The 15,319-nt window shown below is 75.2% G+C and carries 16 protein-coding genes and 1 pseudogene; 10 read left to right on the top strand and 7 right to left on the bottom strand.

Annotation, left to right across the window (positions count from 1 at the left end; all coding sequences use genetic code 11):
- The first annotated feature begins 95 nt into the window (after positions 1-95).
- Positions 96-1,883 carry a glyoxylate carboligase gene (gcl, locus tag O7599_RS06525; protein ID WP_281621141.1) on the top strand — a complete coding sequence of 596 codons (1,788 nt, stop codon included), beginning with the start codon at positions 96-98 and terminating at the stop codon, positions 1,881-1,883.
- Between the two features lie 70 nt (positions 1,884-1,953).
- Here gcl and O7599_RS06520 read toward each other — a convergent pair.
- From O7599_RS06520 to O7599_RS06505, 4 genes and pseudogenes are all read right to left on the bottom strand, one after another.
- A pseudogene (locus O7599_RS06520) lies at positions 1,954-2,561 on the bottom strand (alcohol dehydrogenase catalytic domain-containing protein).
- A 94-nt stretch (positions 2,562-2,655) separates the two neighbouring features.
- The gene (locus O7599_RS06515) at positions 2,656-2,961 is read right to left on the bottom strand and encodes a hypothetical protein (protein WP_281621140.1); all 306 of its coding nucleotides are present in this window, start codon (positions 2,959-2,961) and stop codon (positions 2,656-2,658) included.
- A gap of 97 nt (positions 2,962-3,058) precedes the next feature.
- Positions 3,059-3,982, bottom strand: a complete 924-nt coding sequence (locus O7599_RS06510; RefSeq protein ID WP_281621139.1) for a 2-hydroxy-3-oxopropionate reductase — start codon at positions 3,980-3,982, stop codon at positions 3,059-3,061.
- A 48-nt stretch (positions 3,983-4,030) separates the two neighbouring features.
- Entirely contained in the window at positions 4,031-4,852 is an 822-nt protein-coding gene (locus O7599_RS06505) for a TIM barrel protein (RefSeq protein ID WP_281621138.1), read from the bottom strand.
- Between the two features lie 194 nt (positions 4,853-5,046).
- Between O7599_RS06505 and O7599_RS06500 the strand changes: the two genes are divergently transcribed.
- The 3 genes from O7599_RS06500 to O7599_RS06490 all read left to right on the top strand — a co-directional run bounded on the left by O7599_RS06500 (position 5,047) and on the right by O7599_RS06490 (position 8,002).
- Complete coding sequence (locus O7599_RS06500) at positions 5,047-6,279, top strand: sensor histidine kinase (protein WP_281621137.1); 1,233 nt, start codon at positions 5,047-5,049, stop codon at positions 6,277-6,279.
- 62 nt (positions 6,280-6,341) lie between these two features.
- Complete coding sequence (locus tag O7599_RS06495; protein WP_281621136.1) at positions 6,342-7,343, top strand: sensor histidine kinase; 1,002 nt, start codon at positions 6,342-6,344, stop codon at positions 7,341-7,343.
- Positions 7,340-8,002 (top strand): response regulator transcription factor, encoded by a 663-nt coding sequence (locus O7599_RS06490; RefSeq protein ID WP_281621135.1) that lies wholly within the window; start codon positions 7,340-7,342, stop codon positions 8,000-8,002. Before O7599_RS06495 ends, O7599_RS06490 begins: the two co-directional genes overlap by 4 nt.
- 117 nt (positions 8,003-8,119) lie before the next feature.
- Here O7599_RS06490 and O7599_RS06485 read toward each other — a convergent pair whose 3' ends face one another.
- Positions 8,120-8,788 carry a response regulator transcription factor gene (locus O7599_RS06485; RefSeq protein ID WP_281621134.1) on the bottom strand — a complete coding sequence of 223 codons (669 nt, stop codon included), beginning with the start codon at positions 8,786-8,788 and terminating at the stop codon, positions 8,120-8,122.
- A 383-nt stretch (positions 8,789-9,171) separates the two neighbouring features.
- Positions 9,172-10,293 (bottom strand): FAD-dependent monooxygenase, encoded by a 1,122-nt coding sequence (locus tag O7599_RS06480; protein WP_281621133.1) that lies wholly within the window; start codon positions 10,291-10,293, stop codon positions 9,172-9,174.
- Positions 10,294-10,414: 121 nt separating this feature from the next.
- Between O7599_RS06480 and O7599_RS06475 the strand changes: the two genes are divergently transcribed.
- Genes O7599_RS06475 through O7599_RS06450 form a run of 6 tightly spaced genes read left to right on the top strand, consistent with a single transcriptional unit; the run spans position 10,415 to position 14,435 of the window.
- Entirely contained in the window at positions 10,415-10,687 is a 273-nt protein-coding gene (locus O7599_RS06475; RefSeq protein ID WP_281621132.1) for a hypothetical protein, read from the top strand.
- Positions 10,684-11,073 (top strand): helix-turn-helix domain-containing protein, encoded by a 390-nt coding sequence (locus O7599_RS06470; protein WP_281621131.1) that lies wholly within the window; start codon positions 10,684-10,686, stop codon positions 11,071-11,073. The genes O7599_RS06475 and O7599_RS06470 overlap by 4 nt, the downstream gene beginning before the upstream one ends.
- 55 nt (positions 11,074-11,128) lie before the next feature.
- Positions 11,129-11,641 (top strand): 2-oxo-4-hydroxy-4-carboxy-5-ureidoimidazoline decarboxylase, encoded by a 513-nt coding sequence (gene uraD / locus O7599_RS06465; protein WP_281621130.1) that lies wholly within the window; start codon positions 11,129-11,131, stop codon positions 11,639-11,641.
- A 2-nt stretch (positions 11,642-11,643) separates the two neighbouring features.
- A complete protein-coding gene (gene uraH / locus O7599_RS06460) occupies positions 11,644-12,051 on the top strand; it encodes a hydroxyisourate hydrolase (protein WP_281621129.1) in 408 nt (135 codons plus the stop codon).
- 3 nt (positions 12,052-12,054) lie between these two features.
- Positions 12,055-13,017: a factor-independent urate hydroxylase gene (pucL, locus tag O7599_RS06455; RefSeq protein ID WP_281621128.1), complete on the top strand. Its 963-nt coding sequence runs from the start codon at positions 12,055-12,057 to the stop codon at positions 13,015-13,017.
- Between the two features lie 41 nt (positions 13,018-13,058).
- Entirely contained in the window at positions 13,059-14,435 is a 1,377-nt protein-coding gene (locus tag O7599_RS06450; protein WP_281621127.1) for an 8-oxoguanine deaminase, read from the top strand.
- 78 nt (positions 14,436-14,513) lie between these two features.
- Here the strand turns inward: O7599_RS06450 and O7599_RS06445 are convergent, their stop codons facing one another.
- Entirely contained in the window at positions 14,514-15,272 is a 759-nt protein-coding gene (locus tag O7599_RS06445; protein ID WP_281621126.1) for a sugar isomerase domain-containing protein, read from the bottom strand.
- Between the last annotated feature and the right edge of the window lie 47 nt (positions 15,273-15,319).

Here is a 15,319-nt window from a genome sequence, read left to right as displayed (position 1 = left end):
GCTCTTGACGCCGACTTGCCCCGCTTCTAGATTGCTTCCATATAGCAAAAGTGAACTTCCAGGATACGGAAAATCGAGAAAAGCAGGTGCCCGCGATGCCCCGTATGACAGCCGCGCGCGCGGCGGTGGAGATCCTCAAGAAGGAAGGCGTCCGGGTCGCGTTCGGCGTCCCGGGGGCGGCGATCAACCCGTTCTACGCGGCCCTCAGGGCGGCCGGCGGCATCGGCCACGTGCTCGCCCGGCACGTCGAAGGCGCCTCGCACATGGCCGAGGGGTACACCCGTGCCCGGCCCGGCAACATCGGCCTGTGCATCGGCACGTCGGGCCCCGCGGGCACCGACATGATCACCGGGCTGTACTCGGCGATGGGCGACTCCGTCCCGATCCTGTGCGTCACCGGGCAGGCGCCGACGCCCGTGCTGCACAAGGAGGACTTCCAGGCCGTCGACATCGCGGCGATCGCCACCCCCGTGACCAAGAAGGCCACCACCGTGCTGCAGGCCGCCCAGGTGCCCGGCGTCTTCCAGCAGGCGTTCCACCTGATGCGCTCGGGCCGCCCCGGGCCGGTCCTCGTCGACCTGCCCACCGACGTCCAGCTCACCGAGATCGAGTTCGACCCGGACACGTACGAGCCGCTGCCCGTCCACCGGCCCGCCGCCACCCGCGCGCAGGCGGAGAAGGCCGTCGCGATGCTGTGCGCCGCAGAGCGCCCGCTGATCGTCGCCGGCGGCGGCGTCATCGGCGCCGACGCCTGCGCGTCGCTGGTGGAGTTCGCGGAGCTGACCGGCACGCCCGTCGTACCGACCCTGATGGGCTGGGGCGCCATCCCCGACGACCACCCGCTCAACGCCGGCATGGTCGGGCTGCAGACCTCCCACCGCTACGGCAACGAGAACTTCCTCGCCGCCGACTTCGTCCTCGGCATCGGCAACCGCTGGGCCAACCGCCACACCGGCTACCGGCTCGACGTCTACACCGAGGGCCGCACCTTCGTCCACGTCGACGTCGAGCCCACCCAGATCGGCCGGATCTTCGCCCCCGACTACGGCATCGCCTCCGACGCCGGCGCCGCGCTCCGCCAGTTCACCGAGGTCGCCCGCGACCTGCGCGCTGCCGGCCGGCTGCCGGACCGCGCCGCCTGGGCCGCCGCCACCCAGGAGCGCAGGGCGCGACTCCAGCGCCGCACGCACTTCGACGACGTGCCGATGAAGCCGCAGCGGGTCTACGAGGAGATGAACAAGGCCTTCGGCCCCGACACCCGCTACGTCACGGCCATCGGGCTCTCCCAGATCGCCGGCGCCCAGATGCTCCACGTCTACCGGCCGCGGCACTGGATCAACTGCGGCCAGGCCGGTCCCCTCGGGTGGACCGTGCCCGCCGCCCTCGGCGTCGCGACGGCCGACCCGGAGGCGCTGGTAGTCGGGCTCGCCGGGGACTACGACTTCCAGTTCCTGGTGGAGGAGCTGGCGGTCGGCGCGCAGCACCGCATCCCGTACGTCCAGGTGCTCGTCAACAACTCCTACCTCGGCCTCATCCGGCAGGCGCAGTTGGGCCTGGACATGAACTTCCAGGTCAACCTGGAGTTCGAGAACGTCAACTCGCCGGAGCTGGGCGGCTACGGCGTCGACCACGTCAAGGTCGCCGAAGGGCTGGGCTGCAAGGCGATCCGGGTCACCGAACCGGGCGGGCTGGGTGCGGCGTTCGCCGAGGCGCAGAAGCTGGCGGCGGAGCACCGCGTGCCGGTGGTCGTGGAGGCGATCCTGGAGCGGATCACCAACATCTCCATGAGCACCACGGCGGACATCAGCGACATCCGCGAGTGGGAGGACCTGGCCACCGAGCCGTGGCACGCCCCCACGTCCATCCTGCCGCTGAAGAGCTGACGGCGGAACGCGGGGGGGTGCCTGGTCGCCGCCGCCCGGGCGGGGGCGACCGTCGCCGTGGCGGACCCGCTCAGACGCGGATCACGATCTTGCCCCGCGTGTGGCCGCGCTCGGCGTGTGCGTGCGCCTCCGCGATCCGGTCGAGCGGGTAGGTCCGCTCGACACGCGGCGTGTAGCGGCGGTGGCGCCCCGGGCGACGGCGATCTCGACCGCGGCACTGCCCACACCTCCGGCGGCGCCCTCGACGAGAAGGGTGCGCCCCCGCAGGGGACCGAGCGCCCTCAGCCCGCCCAGCGCGGTCACGGACACCAGACCGGCGCCGGCGGCCCCCTCGTCGCTCCACGCGGTGGGCGCGGGGGCCCAGGCCGACAGCACGGCCAGCTCCGCCGTCGCGCCCGTGACGCCGCCCAGCCCGAAGACCCGGTCCCCGGCGCGCACCCCGCGCACCCCCGCCCCGGTCCCGTCGACCACACCGGCGGCGTCCCGCCCGGGAATCGCCGGCAGATCCACGGGGAGCATCTGCCGCACCGCGCCGGACCGCACCTTCCAGTCGACGGGGTTGACGCCGGCCGCCGCGACGCGGACGCGGATCTCGCCGGGCCCGGGACGCGGGTCCGGCACCTCTTCGACCACCAGGGTCTCCACACCGCCGTACCGGTGATAGCGGACTGCGCGCATGACGTGCTGCCTTCCCCTTCCGGCCCGAGCCGGCCGTGCGTGAGATCGCTCCGATCAACGTCCGGCGAACGCCGGCGCCCACCACGCTAGAACCTCACGCCAACGTCAGTTGCAACCCGGCTCGGCCGGCTGAGCCGAGGGCGTGGCGATCAGGGGTCGACTCTCGTATCGCCCGCAGCCGTTCTTCGGCCCGGACGACGCGCTGGTCGAACCGGGCGTCTCCGCCCCGGGAATCCAGTTCCCCGGCGAGGGCGCGGTACGTCTCGACCGCCTCCTCGGCCAGCAGGTGCGCCTCGGCCGCGGCGGCGAGCTGCGTGGGCCGGTCGGCCTCCAGGCTGTCGAACACACCGCGCCCGAGTCGCAGCGCCTTCTCCCGCAGCCGTGCCGCGTCCTTGGCCATCGCCCCTCAACGCCACCGTGGCACCGGTCACCCCCGCAGACAACCCGTGGACGGTACCGACACCGGCCCGGGGCCGGTCCCGCTCAGCCGGCGAGCCTCAGACCTCGTGGCCGGAGAGGCGCTCCACGCCGCGCAGCAGCGCGGAGTGGTCCAGGCCGCCGTCGCCCTGCTCGCGCAGGGCGGCGACGAGTTGGGCGACGACCGCGCCGACCGGCAGCGCGGCGCCGACGTTCCGGGCGGCGTCGGTGACGATGCCCATGTCCTTGTGGTGCAGGTCGATGCGGAAGCCGGGCCGGAAGTCGCGGGTGAGGAAGTTGTCCTTCTTGCGCGCCAGCACGGTGGAGCCGGCCAGGCCGCCGCCGAGGACGTCGAGCGCCGCCGGCAGGTCCACGCCGGACTTCTCCAGGAAGACGACGGCCTCGGCGCACGCCTGGATGTTGACCGCGACGATCAACTGGTTGGCGGCCTTGACCGTCTGGCCGGCGCCGTGCGGGCCGCAGTGCACGATCGTCCTGCCCAGCGCCTCGAAGACCGGCCGGGCCCGCTCGAAGTCGGCCTGCTCGCCGCCGACCATGATGGACAGCACCGCCTCGACCGCCCCGGCCTCGCCGCCCGAGACGGGCGCGTCGAGCACCCGGATGCCGCGCTCGGCGGCGTTCTCCGCCAGGTCCACGGAGGTCTGCGGGGTGATCGAGGACATGTCGATGAGCAGGGCGCCGCGCCGGGCGTGCGCCAGGATGCCGTCCGGCCCGTACGCGACGGCCTCGACCTGCGGCGACGCGGGGACCATGGTGACGATCACGTCCGCGTCCGCAACGGCCTCGGCGATCGAACCGGCGGCCGTGCCGCCGGCCTTGGCCAGCCGGTCGAGCTTCTCCTGCTCCAGGGTGTAGCCGGTGACCGGGAAGCCCGCCGCGATCAGGTTCTCGGACATGGGGGAGCCCATGATGCCGAGGCCGATCCAGGCGATCGAGGGCCGGACGTCGCGACCGGCGCCCTGGGCTGCGGAGTTGGTGGTCATGGGGTGGTCCTGCCTTTCACGGGCGGCTGCTCTGGCGGGGGCTGCGGGTCAGCGGGGGAGCCAGTCGAAGGACTCGGCGCTCGGCCGGTCGCCGGGCTTGTACTCCAGGCCCACGTGACCGTCGTACCCGGCCGCGGTCAGCCGGTCCAGCAGCGCGGCCAGCGGCAGCGTGCCGGTGCCGGGGGCGCCGCGGCCCGGGTTGTCGGCGATCTGCACGTGGCCGGTGCGCCCGGCGTGGGCGTCGATGACCTGCTCCAGGTCCGCGCCGTTCATCGACAGGTGGTAGAGGTCCATCAGGAAGCGGGCGTTGCCGAGGCCGGAGGCGGCGTCGACCTTCTCGGCCATCGCGACCGCCTCCGAAGCATCGAGCAGCGGATAGTGCGGGGACTCCGGCCCGTTGAGCGCCTCGATCAGCAGGACGGCGCCGGCCCGGTCCGCCGCGCGGGCGGCGAGCACCAGGTTCTCCAGCGCGAGCAGGTCCTGCTCGGCGGCGGTGACGCCCTCGGCGCGGTTGCCGTAGAGGGCGTTGAGCGCGGTGCAGCCGGTGGCGGCGGCGAAGTCGGCGGCCACGTCGAGGTTGGCGCGGAACCGCTCGGACTCCGCACCGGGCACGGAGAGCGCGCCGCGGTCGGGCCCGGGCAGTCGGCCGGCGTAGAAGTTGAGGCCGGTCAGCCGGGTGCCGGCCGTGTCGAGCGCGGTACGCAGCGCGTCCAGCTCCGACGGGTCGGGAACGGGCGCGTCGGGCCAGGGCCACCACAGCTCGACGGCGTCGAAGCCGGCCGCCGCCGCCGCGGCCGGGCGGTCGAGCAGCGGAAGCTCGGTGAACAGGATCGACAGGTTCACTGTGAAGCGCTGGTTGCCGAAGCCCATGAGGGTCCGCGCTCCTTCCGTAGTTCGGAAGTCTCATTCTGGATAACGGAAAGGCTGCCTGTTCCGTACGAGCACTGTCAAGGCCCGGAAAAGGCCCGGAAACGTCACCGACCGTGCTGCCGCGCCTATCGTGCGTGAGGATGACCTACTCGGGGAGGAGGCGCATGGCATCCCGTGCCCTCTATGGTCCTCCCGTGCACAGCGACGGAAGCGACGGAGGCACACCCCGGCACCACCGACCGCGGCGGCGCGGCCGGGTGGTGCCGCCGGACCTGCTCGCCGCCGCCGGGTTCGCGGGCCTGACGGTGCTCACCGCGCTGGCGCCGGTGGCCGCACGCGGGCACCCGCCGGGCTGGCTGGTCGCCGCCGTCGCCGCGGCCTCGGCCGGCCCGCCCGCGGCACGCCGCTCATCCCCGCTGCCCGCGTGCTGCGCGAGTCTGGCCGTCGCGGTGGCGGCGTGGCCGCTGGGCTGGGGCGCCGCGGGGTTCGCCGCCGTCGCGTACACGCTCTACCCGGTGGCGCTCACCCGGCCGCGCCGCGACCTGGCCGCCGCCGTCGTGGCCGCCGCGCTCGCCGGCGGGCCGCTGTGCCTGGCCGCCGCCGGGCTCGTCGGCGACGCACCCCTCCACCCACGGACGCTCGGCTTCGCCGTGCTGCTGCCCGCCGCCGCCTGGGTCGCCGGCCGCCTGGTACGGGACCGGCGGCTGGCCGCCGCCCGGGCCGCGGAGGACCTGGCGCTGCGTGCCGTCGCCGGCGAACGGCTGCGCGTGGCCCGTGAGTTGCACGACGTCGTGACGCACAGCATCGGCCTCATCGCCGTCAAGGCGTCGGTGGCCAACCACGTGGCGGCCGAGCGGCCCGCCGAGGTCGTCGAGTCGCTGCGGGCCATCGAGTCCATCAGCCGCGAGGCGCTCGCCGAACTCCGCGGCATGCTGCGGCTGCTGCGCGTCGACACCGGCGCCCCCGCGGACCCCTCCCCGGGCCCGCGGAACCTGGACCCGGCGCCGGGCGTCGCCGGCCTCGGCACGCTCGCCGACCGGGTGCGCGCCGCGGGCGTCGCGGTGGAGCTGACGACCAGCGGGCTCGACGACGTGCCCGCCGGCGTGGGCCTGTCGGTCTACCGCATCGCGCAGGAGTCGCTGACCAACGTGGTCAAGCACGCCGGGGTGGCGGCCTGCCGCGTCGATGTCGAGGCCGACGGCACGGACGTACGGATCGAGGTGACCGACGACGGCCGCGCCGTACGGGACCGGGCGGCGAAGCCGGCCGGCGGCCACGGGCTCGTCGGCATGCGCGAACGCGCCGCCATGTACGGCGGGGTGCTCGACGCGGGGCCGACGGCGGGCGGCGGCTACCGGGTCATGGCCCGGCTGCCGTACGCGCCGGCGCCGGAAGACGGAGTCCGGTCGGGCGCGCCGGGACCCTGAGCCCCGAGCCCGGGGAACGGTGACGCGCACAGGCAGCGGGGGGGAAGCGAGGGTGACACACGGTGGGGACCCATGCCCTGGCGGGGGAGTGCCCCGAGCCGGGCGCCCAGGCCGCGTTGCGCGTGCTCGCCGCGCGGACACGCGACGAGGTGCGGCCGGCCGAGGCGGCCACGCTGGCCTGCGAACTGGCGGTCGCCCACCTCGGCGCGGCCGGCGCGGCCCTGCGCACGCTGCGCCGCGGCGCAGCGGCGAGCCTCCGCGCACGGGCCGGGGAGGCCGCCGCCCCGGCGGTGCGCCGGCCGCTGGTGCACCAGGGCGAGGTCTACGGGGTGTTCAGTTGCTACGCGCCGCCGCGCGGCTGCGACCTCGACACGTACGTGGACCAACTCGCCCCGATGGTCGCCGCGCTCGTGCTGCGCGAGGAACTGCGCCGCCGCGGCGACCAGGTCGTCGCCGCCCGCGAGGCCGAGCGGCACCGGCTCCGCCGCGACCTGCACGACGGCCTCGGCGGCAACCTCGCCAGCATCCGGCTGCGGCTGGAGACGGCGGCCGACCTGCTCGCCCACGAGTCCCGGGGCCGCCGGCTCGTCGCCGACGCCGCCCGCACGGCCGCCGGCATCAACGCCGAGATCCGCTCGGTCATCGACGACCTGCGGCCCCCCGACCTGACCGAGGCCGGGCTCGCCGGCGCGCTGGTCCGGCTCGCCGCCCGCCACGACGGCACGGGCACGGAGGTACGGGCCCGGGTGCCGCGGCGGCTGCGCGCGCTGCACCCGGCGGTGGAGGTCGCCGCGTACCGCATCGCCGCCGAGGGGCTGACCAACGCGCTGCGGCACGCCGCGGCCCGTACCGTCCAGCTCGGGGTGTGGACCTCGGCCACGGCGCTGCGCCTGGACATCGCCGACGACGGCCCCGGACGGCTGCCGCGGCGCCCGCCGGGACTGGGCCTCGCGTCGATGGCCAGGCGCGCGGAGGAGGTGGGCGGCACGCTGCGGATCCTGCCGCGCACGGACCTGCCGCACGGGACGCTGGTGCGCGCGCTGTTGCCGGGAGGGCCGGGATGAGCGCGGTGCGGGTGTACGTCGTCGACGACCACCCGGTGTTCCGGGACGGGGTGCGGGTGGCGCTGGAGAACGTGCCGGACCTGGAGATCGCGGGCGAGTCGGGGGCGGGCGAGGACGCGCTGACGGCGCTGGCGGAGCCGGACTCGCGGGTTGACGTGGTGCTGATGGACCTCCATCTGCCGGGCTGTTCGGGGGTGGAGGCGACGCGGCAGCTCAACTCCGCGCGCCGCGGCGGGCCGTCGCCGCGGGTGCTGGTGATGTCGGCGTCGGTGGAGGACGACGCGGTGGTCGCGGCGCTGCGCGCGGGCGCGTACGGCTACCTGGACAAGGGCGCGTCCCGGGCCGAGCTGCTGGGCGCGGTGCGGTGTGTGGCGGCGGGCGGCGCGGTCTTCAGCCCGGCGGTGGCGGAGCGGCTGAGCCGGTACTTCTCGGCGCTGCACACGGTGCCGGCGGGGCGGGCGTTCCCGCAGTTGACGCAGCGGGAGCGGGAGGTGCTGGACCTGATCGCGCGCAGCTACAACAACCGGCGGATCGCGCGGGAGCTGGTGTTGTCGGAGAAGACGGTGCGCAACCACATCTCGAACATCTTCGCGAAGCTGGGTGTGCAGGACCGGATCGCCGCGATGTTGCGGGCACGGGAGGCGGGGCTGGGGGAGTGATCGTGTGGTGGGGGCGGGAGAGGTTTGCGGGTGTGCAGGACCGATCGCGGCGATGGTGCGGGCGCGGGAGGCGGGGCTGGGGGAGTGATCGTGCGGCCCGGGTGAGCTCCCGGCGCGTCAGCGGCGGGAGGGGGTCACCAGGCCGGTTTCGTACGCGGTGATGACCAGTTGGATGCGGTCCCGGGCGTCCAGCTTCGTCAGCAGATGGCTCACGTGCGACTTCACCGTCGGCAGGCTCAGCCCCAGCCGGTCCGCGATCTCCCCGTTCGCCAGGCCGCGGGCCACCAGCACCAGCACCTCCTGCTCCCGCACCGTCACCCGCGTCAGATCTTCCGGCAGGTCGGGCAGCGGCTCCGGCAGCCGGCTGAAGTGGCGGATCAGGCGCTGCGTCACCGACGGCGCCAGCAGCGCCTGCCCGCGGGCGACGACGCGGATCGCGCGCAGCAGCTCCGCCGGCGGGGTGTCCTTGAGCAGGAAGCCGCTCGCGCCCGCGCGCAGCGCCCCGTAGACGTACTCGTCGAGGTCGAACATCGTCAGGATCACCACCCGCACCCCGGCCGTCGCGGGGGAGCCGCAGATCTGCCGCGTCGCCTCGATGCCGTCGACCTCCGGCATCCGTACGTCCATCAGCACCACGTCCGGCAGTTCCGCCGCCGCCAGCCCGACCGCCTCCGCGCCCGTCGCCGCCTCGCCCACCACGCTGAGGCCGGGCGCCGTCTCGACCAGCACCCGGAAACTTCCGCGCAGCAGCGCCTGGTCGTCGGCGACCACGACTCGGATCGACATGTGTACACGCCCCGTCCCCGGCCCCTCCGGGCGTGACGATACCGGCGGTGCGTCACCACTTCGTCACGGGGGGTGCAACTCCGGCCAGAGGTGGGCCCCTTCCCCCGCCACGCGAAACGGGGGAAGGGGCGTACCGCCCGCGAGTTCCGCGGGGCTCGCGCCGTCTCGGACGGCGTGCGGGCCCGCGCGGAGGCCGGGGGCGGGCGGGGAGCCGATGCGAGGCCCGTCGCACCGCTCGCCGTGTCCGCCGCCCGCCGGCCGCTCGCGGCCGTGGCCCGGTGCCGACCTCCGGACCGTCCGTCCCGGCGCCCCGCCCCCACGACGGGGCGCCGGAGTCGTTGCACGCCTGCGGCTGTGTGCGCGACGTGCGGCAGCCGCCGGGGTCAGCCCGGCAGGTGTTCCCCGATGTCGTAGACCTGCGCCCAGGTGATGTCCGGTGCGGCGGCCGGCCGGAAGGCGTTGGCGCGCGAGCCGAGCTGCACCCGGGCGGTGTGCGGCAGCCGCAGCGCCTCGTACCGGCGCAGCGCCAGCGTCGGGTCGGGGGCCCTGGCCAGGTGGTGCGCGAGGGCCACGGCGTCCTCCAGGCACTGGCTGACGCCCTGTCCGTGGTACGGGAGCATCGGGTGGGCGGCGTCGCCGAGGAGCGTGACCCGCCCGCTGCCCCATCGCTTGAGCGGGGCGTGGTCGTACGGCGTCCAGGACTGTACGCCGCCCGCCGCGGCCGCGATCGCCTTGACGTCCGGCGCCCAGCCGCCGAAGTCGGCCGCCAGAGCGGTGGGCCGGCCGCTCGCCGGGCGCTGCCGGGCCGTACGGCTCCGGGACGGCGCCACGGCGACGAAGCCGAACTGCTCGCCCTGGGCCACCGGCGCGCCCACCATCCGGGACTCCGGGCCGAGCCACACGGTGACCCGGTCGCGGGCCAGCTCCGGCACCTCGTCCGCCTGCACCGCACCGCTGTAGGCGGTGGTGCCGTGGTAGACGCGCCGGGGCGTGCCGATCAGCCGGGAGCGCACCAGCGAGCGCACGCCGTCGGCGCCCACCAGCACGTCGGCCGTCGCGGTGCCCCCGTCCGCGAACTCCAGCTCCACGCCGTCCGCCCGGCCCGTGAAGCCGGACAGCCGGCGGCCGAGCCGGATGCGCTCCTGCGGCAGCCGGGCGAGGAGCAGGTCGTACAACTCGTCCGTGAGCAGCGTGCAGTACGGGGCCGCGAAGGCGCCCGGGCCCATTCTGCCGAGCGGCTGCCGCCAGGTCAGCGTGCCGTCGCTCCACTCGCGGAACTCCAGCGCGACCGGCTGCACGGCGAGTTCGAGCAACTCCGCGCCCAGGCCCCAGCGCTGGAGGATGCGGCTGCCGTTGGGCGCCAGGTGCAGCGCCGTCTCGTCCTCCGGCAGCCGGGGCCGCTGTTCGTACACGGCGACCTCCAGGCCCTGCCGGACGAGCGCCGCCGCGGCGGCGAGCCCGCCGAGCCCGGCGCCGGCGACAGCCACCCGCGGGGTCCTTGTCATGGGTTACCTCCCGGAATCACGCGGCTACGCTAGGCAACCCGCTGTCCCGGGCACCTGGGAGCGGGGCCCCGGCGCCGCCCGGCCGGCCCCGGCCCTGTGACCGGGCACGTATGCTGCTCGGATGCGACTCAGGGTGGAGTTCACGACCGAGCCGTTCGACCTGGAGGAGCCCCCGCCGCACGCGGTGGCGGCCCGGGATCTGGTGGAGTCGGCGGGGCTCGACGCCGTGGACGTCGGCCCGTTCGGCACCAGCGCGGAGGGCGGCGCGGAGGTCGTGCTCGACGCGGTGGACGAGCTGCTGCGCAGATCGCTGGCGTCCGGGGCCACCCGCATCTCGCTGCAGGTGAGCGTCGTCGGCCAGGCGCCGGAGGGGCCGGGGAAGGACAGCGCATGACGGTGCCCGCGGACCACCCGTTCGTCGCCGCGGTCACGCCGCTGGTGGCCGCGATGGGCGGGGAGCTGGTTCCGCCGGAGGCGGCGGAGGGCGACGACGTCGTGCTGTCCTGGGAGGGCCGCGAGCTGGTGGCGGTGCGGCTGCCGCATCTGGCGGACTCGCTGGACCACATGCTCGCGGAGCTGGAGCGCCGGCACGGCGTGCCGCTCGCGCAGCTCGACCGCAGGACGAAGCAGCAGGTCGTACGGGTCCTGGAGACCCGCGGCGCGTTCTCCGTGCGGCACGGGGTGGAGACGGTGGCCGGCGCGCTGGGCGTCAGCAGGTTCACCATCTACAACTACCTGAACAGGGAAGCCCGGCAGGGCCCGCCGGCGGCGGACGGCTGACCCGAAAATTCAACAAACTGTTGACGCCATGCGCCGGGGCTCATAGCTTGCGGCTGTGACTTCGCGCGTTCCGCCGGGCCTCGCCCGGCTCAACTCAGCCGGTGAGCAGGCCGTCGCCGCACTGCTGCACGAGGTGTGCGCGGCCCGCGCCTGGGCCGCGGCCGTCGCCGCCGGCCGGCCCTACGCCGCCCCCGCCGACCTGTACGCCGCGGCCGCAGCCGCCCTCGCCGCGCTCGACGACGCGGGACTGGCCGAGGCGATGGCCGGGCACCCGCCCATCGGCCGGCCGGCGCCGGGCGATCCCGCCGCGGCGCGCGAGCAGCGCGGCATGGCGGGGGCGCCGGCGGAGCTGCGGGCGGAGCTGCGGGAGCTGAACCTCGCGTACCAGGAGCGGTTCGGGCACGTCTTCCTCATCTGCGCGACGGGCCTGTCCGCCGAGCGGATGCGCGACGCACTGCGCGCGCGTCTCGGCAACGCGCCGGAGCGGGAACGGGAGATCGCCCGCGGCGAGCTGGGCAAGATCAACCGTATCCGGCTGACCCGCCTCGTCGAAGCAGAAGGAGCCTGACCATGAGCGTCGGCGCCGCGTCCGTCTCCACGCACATCCTCGACACCAGCCTCGGCCGCCCCGCGGCCGGGGTCCGCGTCGAACTGTCGGTCAGCGCCGGCGGAACGGCCGGAACCGGCGGGGACGCCGGCGGCTGGACCGCCCACGCCGCCTCCGCCACCGACGCCGACGGCCGCGTCCGGGACCTCCCGGCGCTGCCGGCGGGCACCACCCACGTACGGCTGGTCTTCGCCACCGGCCCGTACCTCAGCGAACCAGGAGCCGAGGACCGGCAGGACGCCCCCGCGCGCGCGAACGGCGGCGCTTTCTTCCCGGAGGTGACGGTCGTCTTCGCCGTCGACTCCGGCGAGCACCACCACGTGCCGCTGCTGCTCACCCCGTTCGGCTACTCCGTATACCGAGGGAGCTAGCAGATGGCAGACCGCCCCCAGCCCGCCCGCACCGCTGTGGCCGCCCGCACCGCGCCCGTGGCCGTGCTCGGCCGCAACCAGTACGGCAAGGCCGAGACCCGCGTCGTCAAGGTCACCCGCGACGGCGGCACGCACCACGTCCGCGACCTCAACGTCTCCGTCGCCCTCGCCGGCGACATGGACGAGGTCCACTACTCGGGCACCAACACCCACGTGCTCCCCACCGACACCACCAAGAACACCGTGTTCGCCTTCGCGAAGCGGTACGGCGTCGAGTCCCCCGAGGCGTTCGCCGCCCACCTCGCCCGGCACTTCACCGACACCCAGGAGCCGATCCACCGCGCCCGCGTCCGCGTCGAGGAGTACGCCTGGGACCGGATCGACGCGCGGGTCCGCGCCGGCGCCCGGCACTCCTTCGTACGCCGCGGCCGGGAGACCCGCGTCGCCCAGGTCACCTGGGACGGCGAGCGCTTCGAGGTGATGAGCGGGCTCAAGGACATGGTCGTCATGAACACCACCGCCTCGGAGTTCCGGGGCTACGCCCGGGACGCGTACACGACGCTCCGGGAGGACGGCGACCGCATCCTCGCCACCGAGGTCTCCGCCTGGTGGCGGCACGGCTGGACCGGCGCCGCCGGCTCGCGGCCCGCCTGGGACGAGTCGTACGAGCAGACCGCGCGGCACATCCAGACCGCCTTCGCCGACACCTACTCGCTCTCCCTGCAGCAGAGCCTGTACGCCATGGGCGCGCGGGTCGTGGAACACCGCCCGGAGATCGAGGAGATCCGCTTCTCCCTGCCCAACAAGCACCACTTCCGCGTCGACCTGGCGCCCTTCGGGCTGACGAACGACGCCGCCGACGGCGCCGTCTACTTCGCCGCCGACCGCCCCTACGGCCTGATCGAGGCGACCGTCCTGCGCGACGGCGCGGACGCCCGGATCCCCGACGACATGACCAACCTCTGACCGCCGGCCCCCGCCGGACGGTCCAGGAAGCCGAGGAACCCATGGCAGCACGGCGCACCGTCGTCGAGAACTGTGCGATCGCCACCGTGGACGCCGCGGGCACGGAGTACGCCTCCGGGCACGTCGTCGTCGCGGACAACCGGATCGAGTCGGTGGGCGCGGGCCCGGCGCCCGCCGGACTCGCCGGCGTGGCGCGCCGGATCGACGCCACCGGCCATCTGGCCACGCCCGGACTCGTCAACACCCACCACCACTTCTACCAGTGGCTCACCCGCGGCCTCGCCCAGGACGCCAATCTCTTCGACTGGCTCGTCGCCCTCTACCCGACCTGGGCGCGCATCGACGAGCCCATGTGCCACGCCGCGGCGCAGGGCTCGCTGGCGATGCTCGCGCGCGGCGGCGTGACCACCGCGACGGACCACCACTACGTGTACCCGCGCGGCGCCGGCGACCTGTCCGGCGCGATCATCCGCGCCGCCCGCGAGACGGGCGTCCGCTTCACCCTCGCCCGCGGCTCGATGGACCTGGGCGAGAAGGACGGCGGCCTGCCGCCGGACTTCGCGGTGGAGACGCTGGAGGGCGCGCTGGCGGGCACGGAGGCGGTCGTCGACGCCCACCACGACCCGTCGTACGACGCGATGGTGCAGGTCGCGGCGGCGCCCTGCTCGCCGTTCTCCATCTCCACGGAACTGCTGCGCCAGGGCGCGGAGCTGGCCCGCCGCAAGGGCGTACGGCTGCACACGCACGGCAGCGAGACGGTGGAGGAGGAGAAGTTCTGCCACGAGCGGTTCGGCATGGGGCCGACGCGCTACTTCGAGTCCACGGGCTGGCTCGGCGACGACGTGTGGATGGCCCACTGCGTGCACATGACCGACTCCGACATCGCCGCCTTCGCCCGCACGGGCACGGGCGTCGCCCACTGCCCGTCGTCCAACGCCCGCCTGGGCGCGGGCATCGCCCGCGTCCCCGACATGCTGGCGGCGGGCGTCCCCGTCGGCCTCGGCGTGGACGGCAGCGCGTCGAACGAGTCCGGCGAGCTGCACACCGAGCTGCGCAACGCGCTGCTGATCAACAGGCTCGGCGCGCACCGCGAGAAGGCGCTGACGGCCCGCACCGCGCTGCGCCTCGGCACGTACGGCGGCGCCCAGGTCCTCGGCCGCGCGGACGCGATCGGCTCGCTGGAGCCGGGCAAGCTGGCGGACCTGGTGCTGTGGAGACTCGACGGCCTGGCCCACGCGTCGGTCGCGGACCCGGTGGCGGCGCTGGTCCTGGGGGCGCCGGCGCCGGTGACGCTGTCGCTGGTCGACGGCGAGCCGGTGGTGGAGGAGGGCCGGCTGGTCACGGTCGACGAGGAGGCGGTGGCGGGGGCGACGAGAAAGCAGGCGAGAAGGCTGGCGCGGCTGGCGGCGGGAGACTGAGCAGGGGACGGGGCGGGGGACTGGGCGGGGGACACAGGACACCCGGCCGGGGGGACGGCCCCGGCCGGGTCCGGGGGCTCACAGCTCGGGGATCCGGCCCCCGTAGCGCGTGAAGTTGAGCCGGTTGGCCTCGTCCCCGCCCGGGACGTTGGCGCTCACCCAGCGCGGCAGCGACACCCCCCGCGCCGCGGCCTGCTCGTCCAGCTCCGCCAGCAGCAGCGCCCAGACGTACGCCCCCAGCACCGTCGACACCGCCGCCGTGTGCGGCGACTCCGGCGGGTGCACCACGTCGCCCGGCGGTACGCGCGTGTCCAGCACCACCGTGGCGTGGTCCGCCAGCCGGGTGCTGGACCTGGCCGTCGCGCTCGCGGACGCCGGCATCGACGTCACCGCGACCACCGGCACCCCGCGCGCCATGCACTCCTGCGCGATCTCCACCGGGTACGGGTTGCGGCCGCTGGTGGAGAAGACCACCACCACGTCCCGGGGGCCCGGCTTCACCTGCTCCACCATCGCCAGCCCCGAGCCCGGCCGCCGCTCGGCCGCGGTGCTGGCCGTGGCCCCGTTCAGCGGCAGGATCTCGGGGGCCCACACGGGTCGTACGCAGGCCAGGCCGCCCGCCCGGTAGATCGTCTCGCAGACCATCGCCAGCGAGTGGCCCGCCCCGGCCGCGTACACCAGGCCGCCCGCGGCGACGGCGTCCAGGATCAGCGTGGCGGCGTCCGCGACCGCCGTCCCGGAGGTCCGGTCGAGGTCGTCGAGCAGGCCGCGGAAGCGGCCGGCGACGGCGGCGCGTGCGGGGCCGGGGGAGTGGTGCCCGGTCGTCTCGTCGGTCATGGCAGCATGCGACCACGTACCGCCCCCGCTCCGCCAGAGGGGGCCCG

Origin of the sequence: Streptomyces sp. WMMC500, assembly GCF_027497195.1 — a bacterium.
Lineage (GTDB): Bacteria > Actinomycetota > Actinomycetes > Streptomycetales > Streptomycetaceae > Streptomyces.
Note: the sequence above shows the minus strand (reverse complement) of the source record. Positions and strands in the feature narration are given on the sequence as shown.